This window comes from Symmachiella dynata (genome assembly GCF_007747995.1).
In the GTDB taxonomy this organism is placed as follows: domain Bacteria; phylum Planctomycetota; class Planctomycetia; order Planctomycetales; family Planctomycetaceae; genus Symmachiella; species Symmachiella dynata.
In genome coordinates, this window is sequence record NZ_CP036276.1 from 2,617,095 (window position 1) to 2,634,081 (window position 16,987).

Annotated in this window: 15 protein-coding genes; 4 read left to right on the top strand and 11 right to left on the bottom strand. The window is 56.3% G+C overall.

The genetic code is table 11. The annotated features are described in order from the left end of the window. Positions 1-57 precede the first annotated feature (57 nt). Positions 58-885 (bottom strand): hypothetical protein, encoded by an 828-nt coding sequence (locus Mal52_RS10040; RefSeq protein WP_145375844.1) that lies wholly within the window; start codon positions 883-885, stop codon positions 58-60. A 312-nt stretch (positions 886-1,197) separates the two neighbouring features. On the opposite strand from Mal52_RS10040, the gene sixA reads away from it, so the two are divergent. Next, positions 1,198-1,671, top strand: a complete 474-nt coding sequence (sixA, locus tag Mal52_RS10045; RefSeq protein WP_145375846.1) for a phosphohistidine phosphatase SixA — start codon at positions 1,198-1,200, stop codon at positions 1,669-1,671. A 188-nt stretch (positions 1,672-1,859) separates the two neighbouring features. Here sixA and leuD read toward each other — a convergent pair whose 3' ends face one another. The 10 genes from leuD to Mal52_RS10095 form a co-directional block, all read right to left on the bottom strand. Next, entirely contained in the window at positions 1,860-2,450 is a 591-nt protein-coding gene (gene leuD / locus Mal52_RS10050; protein ID WP_145375848.1) for a 3-isopropylmalate dehydratase small subunit, read from the bottom strand. 132 nt (positions 2,451-2,582) lie between these two features. Beyond that, positions 2,583-4,004, bottom strand: coding sequence for a 3-isopropylmalate dehydratase large subunit (gene leuC / locus Mal52_RS10055; protein WP_145375850.1), 1,422 nt, complete (start codon positions 4,002-4,004; stop codon positions 2,583-2,585). 342 nt (positions 4,005-4,346) lie between these two features. Continuing rightward, a complete protein-coding gene (locus Mal52_RS10060; RefSeq protein ID WP_145375851.1) occupies positions 4,347-5,240 on the bottom strand; it encodes a phosphatidate cytidylyltransferase in 894 nt (297 codons plus the stop codon). A 120-nt stretch (positions 5,241-5,360) separates the two neighbouring features. After that, positions 5,361-6,134, bottom strand: coding sequence for an isoprenyl transferase (locus tag Mal52_RS10065; protein ID WP_231962588.1), 774 nt, complete (start codon positions 6,132-6,134; stop codon positions 5,361-5,363). 205 nt (positions 6,135-6,339) lie between these two features. Then, the gene (locus Mal52_RS10070; RefSeq protein ID WP_145375853.1) at positions 6,340-7,992 is read right to left on the bottom strand and encodes a formylmethanofuran dehydrogenase subunit A; all 1,653 of its coding nucleotides are present in this window, start codon (positions 7,990-7,992) and stop codon (positions 6,340-6,342) included. Between the two features lie 71 nt (positions 7,993-8,063). Then, entirely contained in the window at positions 8,064-8,639 is a 576-nt protein-coding gene (locus Mal52_RS10075; RefSeq protein ID WP_197534796.1) for a Uma2 family endonuclease, read from the bottom strand. A gap of 37 nt (positions 8,640-8,676) precedes the next feature. After that, entirely contained in the window at positions 8,677-9,252 is a 576-nt protein-coding gene (locus Mal52_RS10080; protein WP_197534797.1) for a Uma2 family endonuclease, read from the bottom strand. Between the two features lie 38 nt (positions 9,253-9,290). Beyond that, complete coding sequence (locus tag Mal52_RS10085; RefSeq protein ID WP_145375858.1) at positions 9,291-9,866, bottom strand: Uma2 family endonuclease; 576 nt, start codon at positions 9,864-9,866, stop codon at positions 9,291-9,293. Positions 9,867-9,889: 23 nt separating this feature from the next. After that, the gene (locus Mal52_RS10090; protein ID WP_197534798.1) at positions 9,890-11,224 is read right to left on the bottom strand and encodes a formylmethanofuran dehydrogenase subunit B; all 1,335 of its coding nucleotides are present in this window, start codon (positions 11,222-11,224) and stop codon (positions 9,890-9,892) included. A gap of 288 nt (positions 11,225-11,512) precedes the next feature. Next, a complete protein-coding gene (locus Mal52_RS10095; protein ID WP_145375862.1) occupies positions 11,513-11,854 on the bottom strand; it encodes a molybdopterin dinucleotide binding domain-containing protein in 342 nt (113 codons plus the stop codon). Positions 11,855-12,113: 259 nt separating this feature from the next. Between Mal52_RS10095 and Mal52_RS10100 the strand changes: the two genes are divergently transcribed. From Mal52_RS10100 to pdxA, 3 genes are all read left to right on the top strand, one after another. Continuing rightward, positions 12,114-13,589 carry an outer membrane protein assembly factor BamB family protein gene (locus Mal52_RS10100; protein ID WP_145375863.1) on the top strand — a complete coding sequence of 492 codons (1,476 nt, stop codon included), beginning with the start codon at positions 12,114-12,116 and terminating at the stop codon, positions 13,587-13,589. 96 nt (positions 13,590-13,685) lie between these two features. Further along, positions 13,686-15,893: a beta-N-acetylhexosaminidase family protein gene (locus Mal52_RS10105; RefSeq protein ID WP_145375866.1), complete on the top strand. Its 2,208-nt coding sequence runs from the start codon at positions 13,686-13,688 to the stop codon at positions 15,891-15,893. Then, the gene (pdxA, locus tag Mal52_RS10110) at positions 15,890-16,915 is read left to right on the top strand and encodes a 4-hydroxythreonine-4-phosphate dehydrogenase PdxA (protein WP_145375868.1); all 1,026 of its coding nucleotides are present in this window, start codon (positions 15,890-15,892) and stop codon (positions 16,913-16,915) included. The genes Mal52_RS10105 and pdxA overlap by 4 nt, the downstream gene beginning before the upstream one ends. Positions 16,916-16,987 lie beyond the last annotated feature (72 nt).

A 16,987-nucleotide genomic window follows, 5' to 3' on the forward strand; every position in this document is an offset into this window, starting at 1 on the left:
CTGTAGATGAACCGGATATGGTATCCCGATGTCCACAGCCCCGCTTGCTGGAATTCATTAAGCTTTAGGGTCACTGAAGTCGTCAAAGTCATCGAATTCGTCGGGGGCTCGCCGTTGGTCGTCCCGAGGTTTGGGGGCGATGTATTTGTCCGCGTCCTGGATGGCGAGGCTTTCTAATGGGAATTTGATGATCAGTTGTTTTGACTGCATCTCTTCAAACAAACCGGCCGTTGATCCGGTCTGCTGGATGGTGACATCGTCCAGCGTCAGTGCGCCTTCGGCATAATGCAGATTGCTGGCATGGATCTTCGTTGTGCCGTTCTCCAGCGTCACTGGACCGGTGCACTGGACGGTGTAACTCACCGCCTTTTCCGGAGCAGCACTGCCGGATAATTTGACATCCGCACAGAGCACACGCAACGTTTCCTGTGAGCTGGAAGGTTTGACGGGACGTTTCGAGGACCGTTTGGGCTCCGGCTTATACGATGAAATGCCCGGCTCCGGGACCGCTTCGATGTAGTATTCGTCTTCGTTTTTTTTCGATCGAGTAGCGGGATGTTTCGAGGAGCGTCTCGGTTCCGACTTAGCTGGTGAAACTAGCCGTTTCGGAATCACTTGGGTTGGGGCAAAGTCATCGCCATAGTCTGGGGATGCAGTGCGATCGACCGGCGCGTGGTCCGTAGCGACTTGCCGCGTTAACAGCAGCACAAAACGAGGAACCGCTGGTTCCTTTTCAGCGGCAACTTGGGTCGGCGGTTGAGAGGCGGGCGCCTCGCTTGCAGTTGCTGGCGGATTCAGTGTGGCATCATCGGCCCGAGACTCGGTGAGACAAAACCAGCACAGACCCATCAAGGGCAGGACGGAAAATGGAATGCAGCGGCGCATGGAGAATCCTTTCACGAACGGGGGAGCGGAGCCCCAGCGGGGCCTGATACCGGGAATCATGCCGGAATTCTCGTTGCAGCGTCAAGAGGAATCGTCCTTAGCAGCGCTCATACCGGTAGCTCCGGCCAGTTCATCACAGCAGCGAATCGCTGCCCGACCCCTGATTTAAGGTGTCGCAGTTGTGGAAACCAGCTTTGCTCGGCCGCTGAGCGAACTTCTTGACTTTGCTGCGGGGGGCGACATAGACTCAAGTCTCTGCGGCTTCCGAAATGGGGAGCTGATTCCCTCATGCATTAAGCGAAGTCGCAATCGATGGACCTCTACATCATCCGGCACGGAATCGCCGCCGATCTGGCCCCCAGTGACCGCGAGCGCCCCCTCACCCCGCCCGGCAAAGAGCAAATGCGGCAGATGGCCGCTTGGCTAGCGAAACAGGGGACCATCCCACAGAAAATCATCTCCAGCCCGCTCGTGCGTGCCGTACAAACTGCAGAAATTCTGCGCGATGGTGTCGGTCTGGACGCTGAGGATATGCTCATCAGCAATATTATGGCCCCCGGAGCCGACCCGCAAAAACTGTGCGAACTGCTCCAAGAGACGCCGGCCCAATCTGTGGCGATTGTGGGCCATGCGCCGGACGTGCAAGTCTACACATCTTTTTTCGCCGGTGGCGGTTGGCTATCCTTCGGACGCGCAAACATCGCCAGCCTAGAAATCCACGGTTCCCCCTGTGCGGAACACGGCCTCCTACGCTGGTTCGTCAGCCCCCGCATGCTGGGATTTTGACCGTCGGACAATGACCAACGTTGTTAGTATTCACCACGGAGGCACGGAGATCACGGAGACTAAAAAAGACTGTAGGCTTTAGACCTTAGACTATAGGAAATGATCATTTACACGTTCCCTATAGCCAACAGTCTAAAGCCTACAGCCTATTCCCTCCGTGCCTCCGTGGTGAACCTTTTTTCGCGCACTCACGCGAAGTTCGTCACATACGGCAACTGGCTCGCTGTTTCGCGGATTTGTGGTTCGCCTTCGAGCAGTTCGCCAAGGTAATCCCATTGTCCGCTGACCAGTGCGGTGCGTGTGCCTTCGTGCACGTGGCAATCGTGTTTGGTGTCGCCGTGCGTGACGGTCGATGTTTCCAGACAGACGGTCAGGTGCAAGGTGGGATCGGCTTCGACAGCGGCATTGATTTGCTTCAATTGCTCCGGCGTCGCATGCACACAGGGGATACCCAGTGCAGTGCAATTGCCGTGGAAAATCTCGGCGAACGATTCGGCAATGATTGCTTCAATCCCCCAACGCAGCAACGCTTGCGGGGCATGCTCTCGGGAGGAGCCACAGCCGAAGTTCCGACCGGCGACGAGCACCTTGGCGTCTTGATGGTGATCGCGGTCAAAAACATGATCGCCATGTTGTTCGCGGTCATCCTTAAAGACGTGATCGCCCAAACCATCGAAGGTGACGCAGCGCAAATAGCGGGCGGGGATGATGCGGTCGGTGTCGATATCATCCAACAACAGCGGCATGCCGGGGCCGGTGACTTTTACAATTTTTTTCATGATCAAAACCAAAATCTAGTGGAATGCCAAACGTATTGATTCGGGTGGCACTGGCTCCGCCAGTGCTTTGCAGAAAACCGGTGTATTCGAACGGGCACCGGCTGGGTCAGTGGTAACCGTTTCCCTTGTGCGCTAAACACCGACCGGGGCGGCGACTTCGCGGACGTCAACCACTTCACCGGCAATTGCCGCAGCGGCAACCATGGCGGGGCTCATCAACAACGTTCGTCCGGTTGGGCTGCCTTGCCGACCTTTGAAGTTGCGGTTGCTGGAGGAGGCACAAAGTTCGCGACCGGAGAGTTTGTCGGGATTCATCGCCAGGCACATCGAGCACCCCGCCGCCCGCCATTGAAAACCAGCCTCTTCGAAGATCTTGTCCAAACCTTCTTCTTCAGCCTGTTTGCGGACTTGTTGCGAACCAGGCACGATCAACGCGCGGACGTGGTCGGCCACCTTATGACCTTCAGCAACACGAGCCGCCTCACGCAAGTCCGAAATGCGGCCATTGGTGCACGATCCAACAAAGGCGACATCGATTTTCAAGCCCTTGATCGGTTGATGTTCTTCCAACTCCATGAACGTTAATGCTTCGCGGACGCCGGCCTGTTCCTGTTCCGGGAAACTATCGACGGAGCCGATTTCTTCGCTAACGCCGATCGACTGACCGGGATTGATACCCCAAGTGACCGTCGGTTCGATGTCGGCCGCGTCATAAACGACAACATCGTCGTATTGGGCGTCGGGGCCGGATGCCAAACTCAGCCAATACTCAGCCGCCTTTTCAAACGCAGCACCTTGGGGAGCAAACGGACGGCCGCGGATGTAATCGACGGTCGTTTGGTCCGGATTAATGTAACCGCAACGAGCACCCCCTTCGATGCTCATGTTGCAGACCGTCATCCGTTCTTCCATCGTCATCGCATCGAAGACCGTGCCGGCGAATTCATAGGCATAACCCACGCCGCCTTGCACGCCCAATTTGCGAATGATGTACAAAGCGACATCTTTGGCATACACCCCCGGTCCCAACTCGCCGTTCACTTCGACGCGACGTACTTTAGGACGGCTCATGGGCAATGTCTGCGAAGCCAACACAGCGGCAACTTGGCTGGTGCCGATGCCCATGGCGATCGAGCCGAACGCCCCGTGCGTGCTCGTGTGGCTGTCGCCGCAGGCGATGGTCATCCCCGGTTGCGTGACACCCAATTCCGGGCCGACGATGTGCACCACCCCTTGGCGATCGTCGTTTAGATCGAGCAGCGTGATGCCGAATTCGTCGCAGTTTTTTTCGATGGCGGTCATCATCTCTTCGGCCAACCCGTCGGCAAACGGCCGGGATTGGATTTCGGTGGGGATGATGTGGTCGACTGTCGCCAAAGTCCGTTCGGGATACATGACCTTCAAGCCCCGATCGCGGAGCATTTGGAACGCTTGGGGACTGGTCACTTCATGAATCAGGTGTTGCCCGATGAAAATTTGCGACTGGCCCGATGCCAATTCCCGGACAACATGGTTGTCCCAAACGCGATTGAACAGGTTTCGTGTATCACTCATAACAGGCTCGAATCAGTTGTTCAGCAAAATGAAGGTCAGGCAGCCGCCTGACGGGTTCGTATATTTGACGCGGATAGGTCCATTCTGTCAGGCGGCTGCCTGACCTACGGATCGGCGATGCGGTCCATTTCTCCAGGAGGGCGAAGCTCCCGCTGAGCCGCGCGCGACCCATTCAGCATGGCCAAGCCAATCAAGATCGCATGTGCAAGATAATTATCATAATAGCCAAGAAGCAGGGCAACTCAAGTGAGGGTCGTGGATTACGGTTTCTCAGGGAGGCCATTTTGTCCTGGTGTTCCGCTTCCCATATCAGCAGGACAAGCGGCACATCGCACAGGTTCCTTATGGCCCTAAAGGCAATAACAGCCAAAGGATATATGCCACCGGACCGGCGTAGAGAATGCTGTCCAGAATGTCCAACACGCCCCCGAATCCGGGGAGTAACACGGCGGAATCTTTGCGGCCGACATCCCGCTTGATCAGCGATTCGCACAGGTCCCCAATCAATCCCACCACCCCCAGAACCACCCCAAACAAAATCGCCCATTGAGGGGCGCACGGCTTGGTGCCGGGGATCAGCAGCGGCGTTGCAAAGGTAAACCAAGCCCAGGAGGCAGCTCCCGCGCCGAGAACCGCGCCATAGGCACCAGCCCACGTCTTGCCGGGACTGAGGCGAGGAATCATCTTACGCTTGCCGAACAACCGTCCCAGGGTATAAGCCCCAATGTCACCTGATTTGGTGGCGATGATCAAAGAACCCAACGCCAAATAACCGGCCTCGGCTCCAGCCACCCACCGCAATTGTGCGGTCACGCTCAACAAGATGCCGACATAGGCGACCGTCAGGACTTCGGCACCGAGTGACTCCATGCTGTTGCCCGGTTCGCGATACCGCAGGGCGGCATGCAAGAAGAGCGCTAATAGCGCGATGGTGAATGCTAATAGACACGGCCCCAATGCCCCCACGCCGGTTGGTGCGGACGATTCACTCCCGGACCAACGCTGAATCCAGTTCGCGGCAACGACGATCACCGCACAAGCGATCACGATCCGTGCATCAGGCCGAAAGCTGCGAGTCTTCAACAGGTCGACCATTTCCCACGATGATCGCGCCGCCAAGGCAATAGCCAATACACACAAAAACGGCGCGGTCGGGCCGAATTGGGCATCGAAGTAAAACCCACCAATAAAGGCGGGGATCATGATCGCCGAGAGGAACAATCGCCAACCAAGCATGGATGAAATTCTTTGCGTGTGCGGTGAAAAAACAACCCCCCAGCGGAGCTGGGGGCTGAGAGGTGGAATCAACAAGAGCGTTTTTCCATCAGCCCCCGGCTTTGCCGGGGGATCGCGCCGTTATGGTGATGTGGTCGGCTCGTTCAACCCGCCGTAGCGGCGGTCGCGGCTGGCGAAATCGCGGATCGCCGTATGCAGATCCGGTTCGCGGAAGTCGGGCCAACACTTTTGTGTGACCCAAAATTCAGCATAGCTGATTTGCCAGAGCAGAAAATTGCTGACCCGCATTTCCCCAGCGGTACGAATCACCAAGTCGGGATCGTCGCTACCAGCCGTGTAGAGATGTTCGTCGATGGTCGCTTCAGAGATGTCTTCGACCGCAATTTTTCCCGCTTGCGCGTCGGCGGCGATCTGTTTGACAGCATCGACAATTTCGCCTCGGCTGCCGTAATTCAGCGCCAGGCAAAGTTTCATGCCGTCGTTGCTGCTGCTGAGGTCGATTGTTTTTTGAATCTCCGCCAGCACACTGTCGGTCAGCCCGTCGCGGCGGCCGATGGTGCTGAAGCGAATGTTCTGCCGCATGATTTCGGCCCGCTCTTCGATCACAAATTGTTCCAGCAGCGTCATCAGCATGCTCAATTCGTGTTTGGGCCGTTTCCAGTTTTCGCTACTCAGGCAATACAGCGTCAACTGCCCGATTCCCAATCGGGTACATTCCTCGACGATTTTGCGGACACTGGTCACGCCGCGGCGATGCCCTTCGATACGAGGCAACCCTTTCCCTTGCGCCCAACGTCCGTTGCCATCCATAATGACGGCAATATGCTTGGGCAGCAGTTCAGCGGGAACCGGAGGGGAATCCGTCGTGGTGGGATGAGGGGATGCAACAGTCACAGGGATTCGCTTTGGTTAGTTGCGCTGCGGAACGGCGAAGTTTCCGCTGAACACGATTCAGGCAGGTAGGTTTTGCGACGCCACACGACTCACCAGGAGCTTCACCCTCCCGATCAAGGTGCCGTACGTCTCAAGAGTACATTTTCCTCTTTGCGTTGCAAAGTATCAATGCCGATTTCGTGAATTTTTCCCGTAAAAGTGACGTTTACTCTGTCGGGATAGCCCGTAAATGTTCGACAGTGTCCTCTTGGACCGGGTAATTTGCGAATTGGATTGTGTAATGTTGTTCGAACCAGTTTTGAATGTCGTCCACGGCATCCGGGTCGAATGACGGTGCCACGTGCAGGGTTTCGCCGTTGACGTTTTCGCGGATTTCTCCCTGTTCAACAATCACCCGGCCACGACGAATGACGAAGCGGGGCAATTCGAACATCAATTGAATGTCGTTGTCGGGCGTGTAAATCGTGATGTCGGCATCGGCGCCTGGTCCCAGATGGCCTTTTTGTGTCAGCCCCAACATCTTGGCCGGTGCCGCTCGCGTGACGATGGCGATTTCGTTGAGCGTGTATTCCCGATCCAAATCAGCCAGCGAACATCGCTCCTTCACACCGGACGGGACACGGTCCAACACCGCGCGACGACGTTCGCGATCCATCAGCAGGGCGATGATTTCGGGATACGCCATGAATGAAGCGCCGTTGGGATGGTCGGTGCTCATCGCCACCCGCCAGGGGTCATTGACCAGCAGATACCATTCCAAGCCAATAGCCCATTGCAGCGCGTGCACCATCGATTTGTCTTTGTAGACGATCGGCACAATTCCACAACCGGCTTCCATTTCGGTATCGCCGGAAAACCATTTGCGACCGGTCACCTTGTGCAGGAAGTAACCCAACGGACCGTCGCCCGTCATGGAGGTTGTTTCGGCAAACATGACTTGGCCGACGTCCACGGTGAGGTTTTCGTGGCTGTTCACATAATCGGCCAATTGGGGGACTTGCGAACAGAACGTGCTTTGCTCGTCCGGATTGCCGCCGTAACTGTGAAACTGGATGTGGGTGATATGCGCTTTGCGGCCTTCGAGCGCTTTCATCGTTTCTAGCGTCGTCAACCAATTGCCGGGCATACCAAGATTGTTGCAATGGATATGCACCGGGTGCGGCAGTCCTAATTCACCGGCTGCGTGGGCCACGCCGGTAATGATTTGTCGCGGCGTGACATCAAAATAATCGATCGGATCGTCCAACCCGGTGGCATTGCCGCCGGTCGATTTCCAAACCTCAACTCCGCCTGGATTGACCAGCTTGCAGGAGTAACCTTTGGTCGCATTGAGCAGCCAAGCGAGATAGTTTTTCAGCCGCTCCGGTTCCTTCTCCTGAATCTGCCGCATGACGTAATGGTTGTTGCCAACGAGGATGTAGAATCCCTTGTCCAGAATCGGCGTGTCGTGGAATTCCTCGTGCGCGTGCCGAGCTCCGAGCGGAGGAATGGCGGCGTCGAAGGCGGTCGTGTAGCCCAGACCGGCGTATTTGTATCCCGTGGCAAATGTGCTGGGGACGCTGCCCATTGTGCCGGAACGCGTGAGCGGCGTGCGCGTCACCTTGTCGGCAAGCCGTTTTTCCTCAGGCCGCATTTTACGAGCCACATTCACCTTCGGCCCAGCGATGTGGCAATGCATGTCGACCCCACCGGGCATCACGACCAGTCCCGAGGCATCGAGTGTGCGGTCGGGGATGATACTGGAGTCGGTGGGCGGCTCGATAAATCGACCGTCATCAATCCATAAATCACGGACTTCGCCGTCGATGTTGTTTAAAGGATCGTAAACCGTGCCGCCGCTGATTTTGAAAAGTGACATAGAGGGACATCTGGTGTTAAAGGAGCTGTGTCAAACGAATGGGTAGGGCAGGGCAGCAGCGCAACAGTGTGTTAGAGAATCCCTTTAAGTGGAATTCGCAGTTCGGGCAACAACGGACTGGTATACTCATCGCTATCTTGCAGCGTCGATTCGACAAACGTTTCATCGTCGCGCCGCAAGACCGTCACACGATGTTCGAAGCGGTCGACGATAACATATTCCTGCACGCCGGCCGTTTCGTAGTCGTTGCGTTTGGCGATGTAATCGCGATCATGCGCCGGGCGACCGGGGCTAACCACTTCAAAAATGATGTCCGGGACACGAGCAGGAATCTCTTCGCCCGGCGAATCCGCTTGCAGATAGACGGTGATATCTGGATGACGATCGGTATCTTCATCGACACGCAGCCACGATTCTTGGAATACGTGTTCGACAACATTCGGGTGAGCGAGACGGTAGGCGCCAAGATGATCACGAAGAATTCCCGCGATCACATGATGGTCATGTCCGGGCGGCGGCAGCACGATGATTCTCCGTTGAGCGCGTTCGTATTTGCACGGAGGTTGAAAATCCGCTTCGGCGTATTCGTCGGCGGAGAGTTCCAGGCCCTCGTCGTCACCGGTGATTAATAATTGCGGTTTGCTCATATTTCGGGTCCCATCAATCGGAACACTTATCGCCGTTTCAAACAATCCCTTGTAGGGGAATCTGCAGTCCAGGTAGTAAGAGGCTTGTATAGTCATCGGTCTCTCGCAGCGTCGATTCGACAAACTTTTCACCGTCGCGCCGCAAGACCGTCACACGATGTTCGAAACGGTCGACGATGACGTATTCCTGCACGCCGGCTGTTTCGTAGTCATTGCGTTTGGCGATGTAGTCGCGATCATGCGCCGGGCGACCGGGACTAACAACTTCAAAAATGATGTCCGGAACGCGAGCAGGAATCTCTTCGCCCGGCGAATTCGCTAGTAGATAGACGGTAATGTCAGGATGACGATCCGTATCGTCGCCGACGCGTAACCAAGATTCTTGAAAGACGAACTCGACCACATCCGGCCGAGTGAGTTCATAAGCCCCGAGATACTTGCGAAAATGGTTGGTAATCACGTGATGATAATGTCCGGGCGGCGGCAGCACGATGATTCTCCGTTGAGCGCGTTCGTATTTGCACGGAGGTTGAAAATCCGCTTCGGCGTATTCCTCGGCGGAGAGTTTCAGGCCCTCGTCGTCACCGGTGATCAATAATTGTGGTTTGCTCATAATTCGGGTCCCATTGATCGGAACTCTCATCGCAGTTTTTAAATAATCCCTTTTAGGGGTATCTGTAATCCAGGCAATAGGGGGCTCGTGTAATCGTCGCCATCCTGCAGCGTCGATTCGACAAACGTTTCATCGTCGCGCCGCAAGACCGTCACGCGATGTTCGAAGCGGTCGACAATGACGTATTCCTGCACGCCGGCCTGCTCATAGTCGTTTCGTTTTTCCACGTAATCACGATCGTGTGCGTCGCTGCCAGGACTGACGATTTCGAAAACAATCTCGGGGATGCGTTGCGGGATCTGTTGTTGTGCGTCTTGGTTGTGGAGATACACCGCGAGATCCGGGCGTCGATCCGTTTTCTTGTTAATAGCGATCCATGACTCTTGAATGACGTGTTGTATGACGTGCTTGTGAGCAAACTTATATGTCACCAGTAATTCATGGATTCGTTCGACGATCAAAAAATGATAATGACCGGGCGGTGGCAGCACGGTGATTCTCCGTTGAGCGCGTTCGTATTTGCACGGAGGTTGAAAATCCGCTTCGGCGTATTCCTCGGCGGAGAGTTCCAGACCTGCGTCCGCATCGGTGATGAACAATTGTGGTTTGCTCATGGGATGACCTCCACAGGCGGGGCTTAGAGGGCCGCCAATTGCTTTTCGCGAATCCGCGTCTCGATCGCCGTTAGAATCGTCTGGTCGCTGCGATAGGGAGATTCGAATGCTGGTCGCAGGGGGATCGGGACATCGTCCATGCGGTAGACCGTGCCGGGCGTGTTGATACCGTACGTCGCCGAAGTGAATGCCACCGTGGCGATTTTCGCCGTCTCGCTCAGCTTCGGGTCTAAGACCACGGTGGGGATTTTCGAGAGGTGTTCCCGTGCCGGATTGCTGAAATTCGACATCGGGTCCGAAGCGATAATCAACGCCGCATCGGCTTCGCCGCGAGCGAGTGTGTCGGACGTTGTAAACTCACCCGGGTTAAAGCGTGGGTAACCGCGGTTGAGATTCACGCCGAAGGGATAGCCGGTCGACCAGGCGACGATGTTGTCTGCTCCGGTCACATTGCCATGTCCGCGCAACGGCTTGGCGGCGAATCGGGTGTACTTGTTCATATCGCGGGCCAGGGCCAGGACCGCTTCGGTGTTGATGTGTTTGCCGCGTGTCATGGTCAGCCCCATGCCAAACATAATAACACCGAATTTCGCCTCTTTCATTTTGGAGACCAGATCCTCCAGCATGTCCAACGGAATGCCGGTGATCTGTTCGATGTCCGGATCGACTTCCACGCCGGCGGCGATTCCCCGCAGTGCCCAGGCCAGTTCAAAATCGCTCCGCGGCTTGAGCTGCAGATAGTAATCCATTGCTCTAGCGGTTTTTGTCTTGCGGACATCAATCAACACAGCTGTGCGGTCTTTGCGGCCGTTGGGAAGGAATTGTCCCTTGGGCATCAAGCTATAACGCGTGAAGTGTCGCGGGTGCCCCTCGGCCGGATTGCAGCCCCAGAACAATACAAAATCGGCGCGGTTTTTGATCTCGCCCAGCGAGCAGGTGACTTCGCCGACTCCCTGAAAGGCCATTCCCGATGGCCCGTGGCAGACCGATGTTGTCGTGTCAATCGTGCCGCCGATCCAGTCGGTGATGGCGATAGCCACGCGCTGCGCTTCGCTGGTCGTATCCGACAGGCCGTAGGTGATCGGATAGGTGGCGGCCAACAAAATGTCGGCGGCTTTTTCAACGGCTTCTTCGAAGGGGACCGGTTGGCCTGCGATCGTCGCTTCGGGGCGGTCTTCGATGTGGTGGTTGAAAAACCAAGACTTGCCGAGCACGCAGGCATTTTTGGCCTTGGTGATCTTGTTGCCTTGAACCGTCAATTCCATGTCGTCGCAGACACAGCCGCAAAACGTACAAGTGGCATCCTTAACAATCTTCAACTCATCGGTCTTGTCGACCGGTAATTCGGCAATACTCATGGGGATCGGTTCCCCCTTCAACAGGGCCGGAGCTATGCAGAAACCCCGGCAAACGAACATCCGCCCTCCTGAGGGCGCGGCCTTACGGCGGTGAATCGATATTTTACGTGTTTTTGTGTTATTTCACCACGGAGGCACGGAGGACACGAAGGAAAAAGGCTGTAGGCTTTAGACTGTAGGCAATAGGGATGTTCGATCACTTATTTTCCTAAGGTCTACGGACTATAGCCTAAAGCCTCTTTTTCCCTCCGTGGTGAATTTCGTTTTCTTCCCCTGATGTTAACTATCTCAAGCCGGTTCTAAAAAGACATCCAGTCCTTTACTGTCCGGCATGCCGCTGCCTTGGGTGTCGCCTCCCATCAGTGCGCTGGACCACATGCCGTAGCTGATGAACAGCAGTCCCGGCGGCAGTTCGTCCCCTTTGCTGGTTTTGCAGGGGACGGTGACTTCGCCGACGTCGTTCCACATACGGACCTGATCGCCGTCGCTGAGTCCTAAACGCTGCATGTCCTGATCACAAATCTGCAGCGTACTGATTTCTTCTAAATAGCCGTCGGTATATTTGCCCTCGTTGAGCGTTGTCCCTTGTTTGCTGGTGCGTCCGGGGATCAAGATGAATTCTTCAGCCATAGGTTTTGCGGTATTCCGACCCTGATTCGTTGTGCTTACATCGTCTGGATTTGATTTTCGCAGCCACGCTCGTCGAAATCAATCCCCGTCTTCGTGCGATAGCAGCAATGACGTCAAAAGTTCTTAGAACTTAGCAGCTTACGCCGTACTTTACCGGCATTTGATTGCTTCGACCGTTTGCCACCGGTATCATCAATTCTCATACCAACGTCCGCAAACTCCGGCAAATTTTAGGACCGGACTGACTCAGGAGATCGGAATGCCACGACCAGACCACCTCATGACACTGTTGGGCACAGCGGTGTTGTATCTCGGAATCGGTGTGACCTCACTGGCCACCGCAGGCGAAGCCGATGATTGGCGTCAGTTTCGGGGGCCAAATTGTAGCGGCGTCTCGCAATCCGATTTACCACTGCCGACGCATTTTTCCGCCACGGAGAACGTTCTCTGGACGCATGAATTAGGTGACGGCGTCGCTTCGGCTGTGATCGCTGATGGCCGTTGTTATTGCACCGGCCTGTTGGGCGACACCGAAACCGAAGGCACCTTTGTGGTGTATTGTTTTGATGCGGCGACCGGCAAGCCGCATTGGCAGCGGGAATTCCCCACCGGTGATTTGCCACGCATCACCCGCCCAAACAGCCATGCCTCCTCGACACCCGCCACTGATGGCGAACGTGTGTACGTCTATTTCTCTACGCTGGGACTCAAAGCACTCGACTGCCAAACCGGCAAAGACGTTTGGGAGGACGCGATTGAGCCGCCTAACTTCCTGCTGGGCTGGGGGGCAGCTGCTTCTCCCGTTTTGGTCGACGATCTGGTCATCTTTGCCCAGGACGACGATCTCAATCCCTTCATCGCCGCCTATGAAGCTAAAACCGGCAGCGTGCGTTGGCGTAAGGAACGGCCCGAAATGCTGGGCGGCTATGCCGCTCCGGTGTTGTGCACGGCTGATGGGCGGACCGATATTGTGCTGGCCGGATCGGGGAAACTCAAAGGTTACCGGCCGAGTGACGGCAAGGAACTTTGGAATTGCAATACGATGCTGCGGACCGTCATGACCTCTCCGGTTGTGGTGGATGACAGTATTTTTATCTCGATCCAAAGTTACGGCGACACCGATCGTCATCTCAAACCGGCGCTGTTGCAATGGAAAGATACCGACCAGGACGGCAAGCTCAGCCGCGAGGAAGTGCCGAAACCGTTTTGGAAAAAATTTGATAAAGGTGATAAGAACAAAGACCAGTTTTTGGTCGATACGGAAATCGATGCGGCGTTTCAATCGCCCGACAATATGGTCGGCGGTGGTCGGACGATTCAATCGGTTCGCGGCGGCGGTACGGGAGACGTGACCGAAACCCACCTGCAGTGGAATCTCGACAACCGGTCTCCCTCGAATTTGTCCTCGCCGTTGGCTGTCGATGGACGTGTGTATGTTGTTAAAAAAGGCGGCCTGTCGAGTTGCTTCAATGCCGATGATGGATCCACGGTCTGGAAACTCAAACGCGTTCACAACTTCGGCGAGTACTATGCGTCACCCGTCTACGGCGATGGCAAGATTTATCTAACTGGCGAAAACGGCTTAGTTGCCGTCTTGGCAGCTGGTCCCAAGCTTAAGTTTCTGGCGAAGAAAAACGACATGGGCGACAGCATTTTGGCAACGCCTTCGATCGCGGATGGCAAGCTGTTTTTTCGGACGCGGAATGGGATTGTTGTTGTGGGGAATGGTGAGTAGGCGGTAGGCAGTAGGCAGTAGGCAGTAGGCAGTAGGCAGTAGGCAGTAGGCAGAAAAGAGTGGCCGGTGGCTAGAATAATATCGGGGGAGGTGGTTATGCGAAGTTGTTGGGTTTCGGGGATCGTGGCTGCGTGTTTGTTGTTGTGCGGGGGCTCTTCGTTGGCTGTGGCGGGGCCGGCGGTGGAGGTGGTTGTGGGGGCGGATGCTCCGCCGTTGGAACGATTGGCTGCGACGGAATGGGTGGCGCAGGTCCGTTCGCTGTTTGATGTTGAGGCCGCAATTGTTGAGAGTCCCACGGGTGACAATCCTGTCGTGTTGATCGGCAGCCCGAAAACGAATTCCGCTGTGGCGGATGCCATGGGCGCCGATTGGCCCGAACTCAGCGATCAAGGGCATTTGCTCCGCAGCCGGAAACTGAAAGGGCAGGAGGCACTGGTGGTCGGCGGCGGCAGCCCGGTGGCGACGTTGTGGGCCGTCTATGAACTGGGGCGGCATTTCGGCATGCGATATACGGCGCACGGCGACAAAATTCCGGCGGTCAAACCAAAACTTGATTTCACCGGCATCGACAAAACATTGGAGCCGCAACAACAGCAGCGGATTTGGCGGACGGTCAATGACTTTCCCGTCGGTCCCGAATCGTGGGGCTTGGCGGAGCAAAAAACGATGCTCCAACAACTGGCCAAGCTGAAATACAACCGCATCATGATCAGCCTCTGGCCTTGGCAACCGTTTGTTGATTACGAATTCCGTGGCACGCGCAAACAGACGGCGACGCTGTTTTTCGATGAGACGTTTCCGATCGATAGCGATACACCGGGACGGACAGCTCTGGACCGGGCGCCGGTTTTTACCAATCCCGATTTCGCTGCTGCGAAAACCTATGACGAAAAAACCGCCGCCGGCAAAAAGCTGCTGACGGGAATCATTGATGAAGCGCATCGTTTGGGCATGACGGTCGGGCTGAGCATTTCGCCGCTGGAATTCCCCAAAGAATTTGCCGCTGTCCTACCCGATGCGCCCAAGCCGCACGGTATAGGGAATCTGGTGATCGGTCCGGGCCCGAAACAAACGCCCGATGATCCGCTGTTCCGCGAATTGGTCCGCACCAAGATTCGCGCCTATGTCGAGACGTATCCCACGATCGATCACATGTATTTCACCATGCCCGAGTTTCCGAATTGGAACGCGCCGGCGAAAACGTCGTGGCAACGGTTGGATGAAAAATTGGGCCTGGAAAGCGTGATTGACTACGACGCTGTGGTTCAAGCGGCCCGTGAACGTCAGACGGTGGCGAATGGCGACCGTGGCGAATCAGCAGTGCAGGGCAATATCACGACGCTCGACTTTCTACACAACCTCGATCCCGACGGCACCATGCTGAAAGCGCCTGATGGACGGCAAATCGGCGGCGTGCTCACGGCGCTCGATCCGGCGCTGTTTCCCATCGCCGACAAGTTGGTGCCGGAATACATCGAGCTACTGCATTTCGTGGATTACACCGCTCGCCGTGTGGTGCAGAACAAAGAGTTGTTGGCTGGGCTTCCCGAATCGGCGGCGAAGCGGAGCATGATCATTCTCACGTTGGCTGATGACAACGTCGGCGTTTTGCCGCAATTGGCGACCTCCGACATTCATGCTCTGCTCAATGAAACGCAAAAACTCGGCTGGGCCGGTTTTTCCACGCGGTATTGGATGGTGGGCGACTTGGACCCCACGCTCAACTACCTGGCGCTGGCCGCGTTTGATTCCAGCGTGACTCCCCAGCAAGCCAACGTCGAATTGATTGACGGGATTTGTGGCCCCGGGGTTGCGCAACGGATGACGTTGGCCTTTGATGCCATCGAAAAGGCGACGGCGATCATCGATGAGCATGATCTTGGTTTTGCTTTTCCCGTGCCCGGCATGGTCATGAAGCATTACGCGTCCGGCCCGGTTCCCGCTTGGTGGGAGGAAGCGAACGCGGCATATAACGAGGCGATGGTCGAAATGTATCGCAGCCAAACCCGCGCAGGCAAAGCAGGTCGAAATTACATTTTGTATCACGCCAAACGCCACGAGTTCGCCGTCACCTACTTTGCCGCCATCACCGCACTTCGCGCCGCCGCGCAGGCTAAAAAAGATGGGGATAACGAATTGGCGATCGAAGAACTCGAAAAGGCGCTCGAAGCCATCTACAACGCCACACATTGCATCAGCGAAGTCGCGGCTTCGAATAGTGATCGTGGCTTGATCGCCGTGATGGCTGCGTATGGCTTTCGGCCGGTCTCCCAGGAATACGAACGCGTTGAGGCGGACGAATGACGGCGGATCGGCCGCGCGTGGCGCTCACCATGGGGGACGTTGCCGGCATTGGACCGGAGGTCTGCGCACGTGCCTGTGTCGACCCCCAAATCCTTGCAGCCGTCAACCCAATCGTGTTCGGTCATCCTGACGTGCTCGAACGCGCAGTGCAGTTGTTGCAATTGCGGCGTTCGGTCCAACCCATCGATCACGTCGGTGATGCCGAGACCTCCGACGATACGATTACCTGCTACAATCCCGGCAGCGACGACGTAGTTGATGTCGCGCCGGCCACCGTCGATGCCCGCGCTGGCCGCGCAGCGTATGACTACTTGGTCGCGGCAACCCATGCGGCCTTGGATCACCAGATCGATGCGATCGTCACCGCACCACTGAACAAGGCAGCCCTTCGCGCCGCTGGGCTCAATTATCCCGGACACACGGAGATTCTTGCTCAAGAGTGCGGTGTGAGCGATTTTGGCATGATGCTCTACATGCCGCCGGGCGAAAATGTGTTATCGCCTCACGGTTTGGGGGTCGTGCATGTCACGCTGCATACGTCGATCCGCAGTGTGCCCGACTTATTGACCACGACAGCGATCCGCGAAAAAATCGGTCTAATGCAGCAGTTCATGCAGACGATGGGCTGCGATCCCCCCCGCTTGGCCGTCTGTGCCCTCAATCCTCATGCCGGGGAGGAAGGACTGTTCGGGAATGAAGAAGCCGGCATCATCGCCCCAGCTGTCGTGGCGGCTGTTGCAGACGGGCTGAACGTCACCGGTCCGCTGCCAGCCGATACGTTGATGCAGCGCGCCTGTCGCGGAGAATTCGACGGTGTGATCGCCATGTATCACGATCAAGGGCACATCGCGCTCAAACTGCTCGGCTTTGAAAGTGCGGTCAATGTCACGCTGGGTCTACCGATCATCCGCACGAGTCCCAGCCACGGCACCGCATTCGATATTGCCTGGCAAGGGACAGCCCGCATGGACGGCATGCAACAGGCGGTTCGCGTCGCAGCAATGCTAGCGCGCGGCAGCTAATGGCGACCGCTGGCAAGAATTCTTTGCATTCGCCTGCTCAACAGCGGTAGAATCGAATTGGCAACCGGCCGG

Coding starts and splice junctions, on each gene's coding strand:
- Mal52_RS10105 (WP_145375866.1), top strand. CDS start 13,686: ATGCGAAGTTGTTGGGTTTCGGGGATCGTGGCTGCGTGTTTGTTGTTG.
- Mal52_RS10100 (WP_145375863.1), top strand. CDS start 12,114: ATGCCACGACCAGACCACCTCATGACACTGTTGGGCACAGCGGTGTTG.
- Mal52_RS10070 (WP_145375853.1), bottom strand. CDS start 7,992: ATGTCACTTTTCAAAATCAGCGGCGGCACGGTTTACGATCCTTTAAAC.
- Mal52_RS10040 (WP_145375844.1), bottom strand. CDS start 885: ATGCGCCGCTGCATTCCATTTTCCGTCCTGCCCTTGATGGGTCTGTGC.
- Mal52_RS10075 (WP_197534796.1), bottom strand. CDS start 8,639: ATGAGCAAACCGCAATTATTAATCACCGGTGACGACGAGGGCCTGGAA.
- Mal52_RS10090 (WP_197534798.1), bottom strand. CDS start 11,224: ATGAGTATTGCCGAATTACCGGTCGACAAGACCGATGAGTTGAAGATT.
- Mal52_RS10095 (WP_145375862.1), bottom strand. CDS start 11,854: ATGGCTGAAGAATTCATCTTGATCCCCGGACGCACCAGCAAACAAGGG.
- Mal52_RS10080 (WP_197534797.1), bottom strand. CDS start 9,252: ATGAGCAAACCACAATTATTGATCACCGGTGACGACGAGGGCCTGAAA.
- sixA (WP_145375846.1), top strand. CDS start 1,198: ATGGACCTCTACATCATCCGGCACGGAATCGCCGCCGATCTGGCCCCC.
- leuC (WP_145375850.1), bottom strand. CDS start 4,004: ATGAGTGATACACGAAACCTGTTCAATCGCGTTTGGGACAACCATGTT.
- leuD (WP_145375848.1), bottom strand. CDS start 2,450: ATGAAAAAAATTGTAAAAGTCACCGGCCCCGGCATGCCGCTGTTGTTG.
- pdxA (WP_145375868.1), top strand. CDS start 15,890: ATGACGGCGGATCGGCCGCGCGTGGCGCTCACCATGGGGGACGTTGCC.
- Mal52_RS10085 (WP_145375858.1), bottom strand. CDS start 9,866: ATGAGCAAACCACAATTGTTCATCACCGATGCGGACGCAGGTCTGGAA.
- Mal52_RS10060 (WP_145375851.1), bottom strand. CDS start 5,240: ATGCTTGGTTGGCGATTGTTCCTCTCGGCGATCATGATCCCCGCCTTT.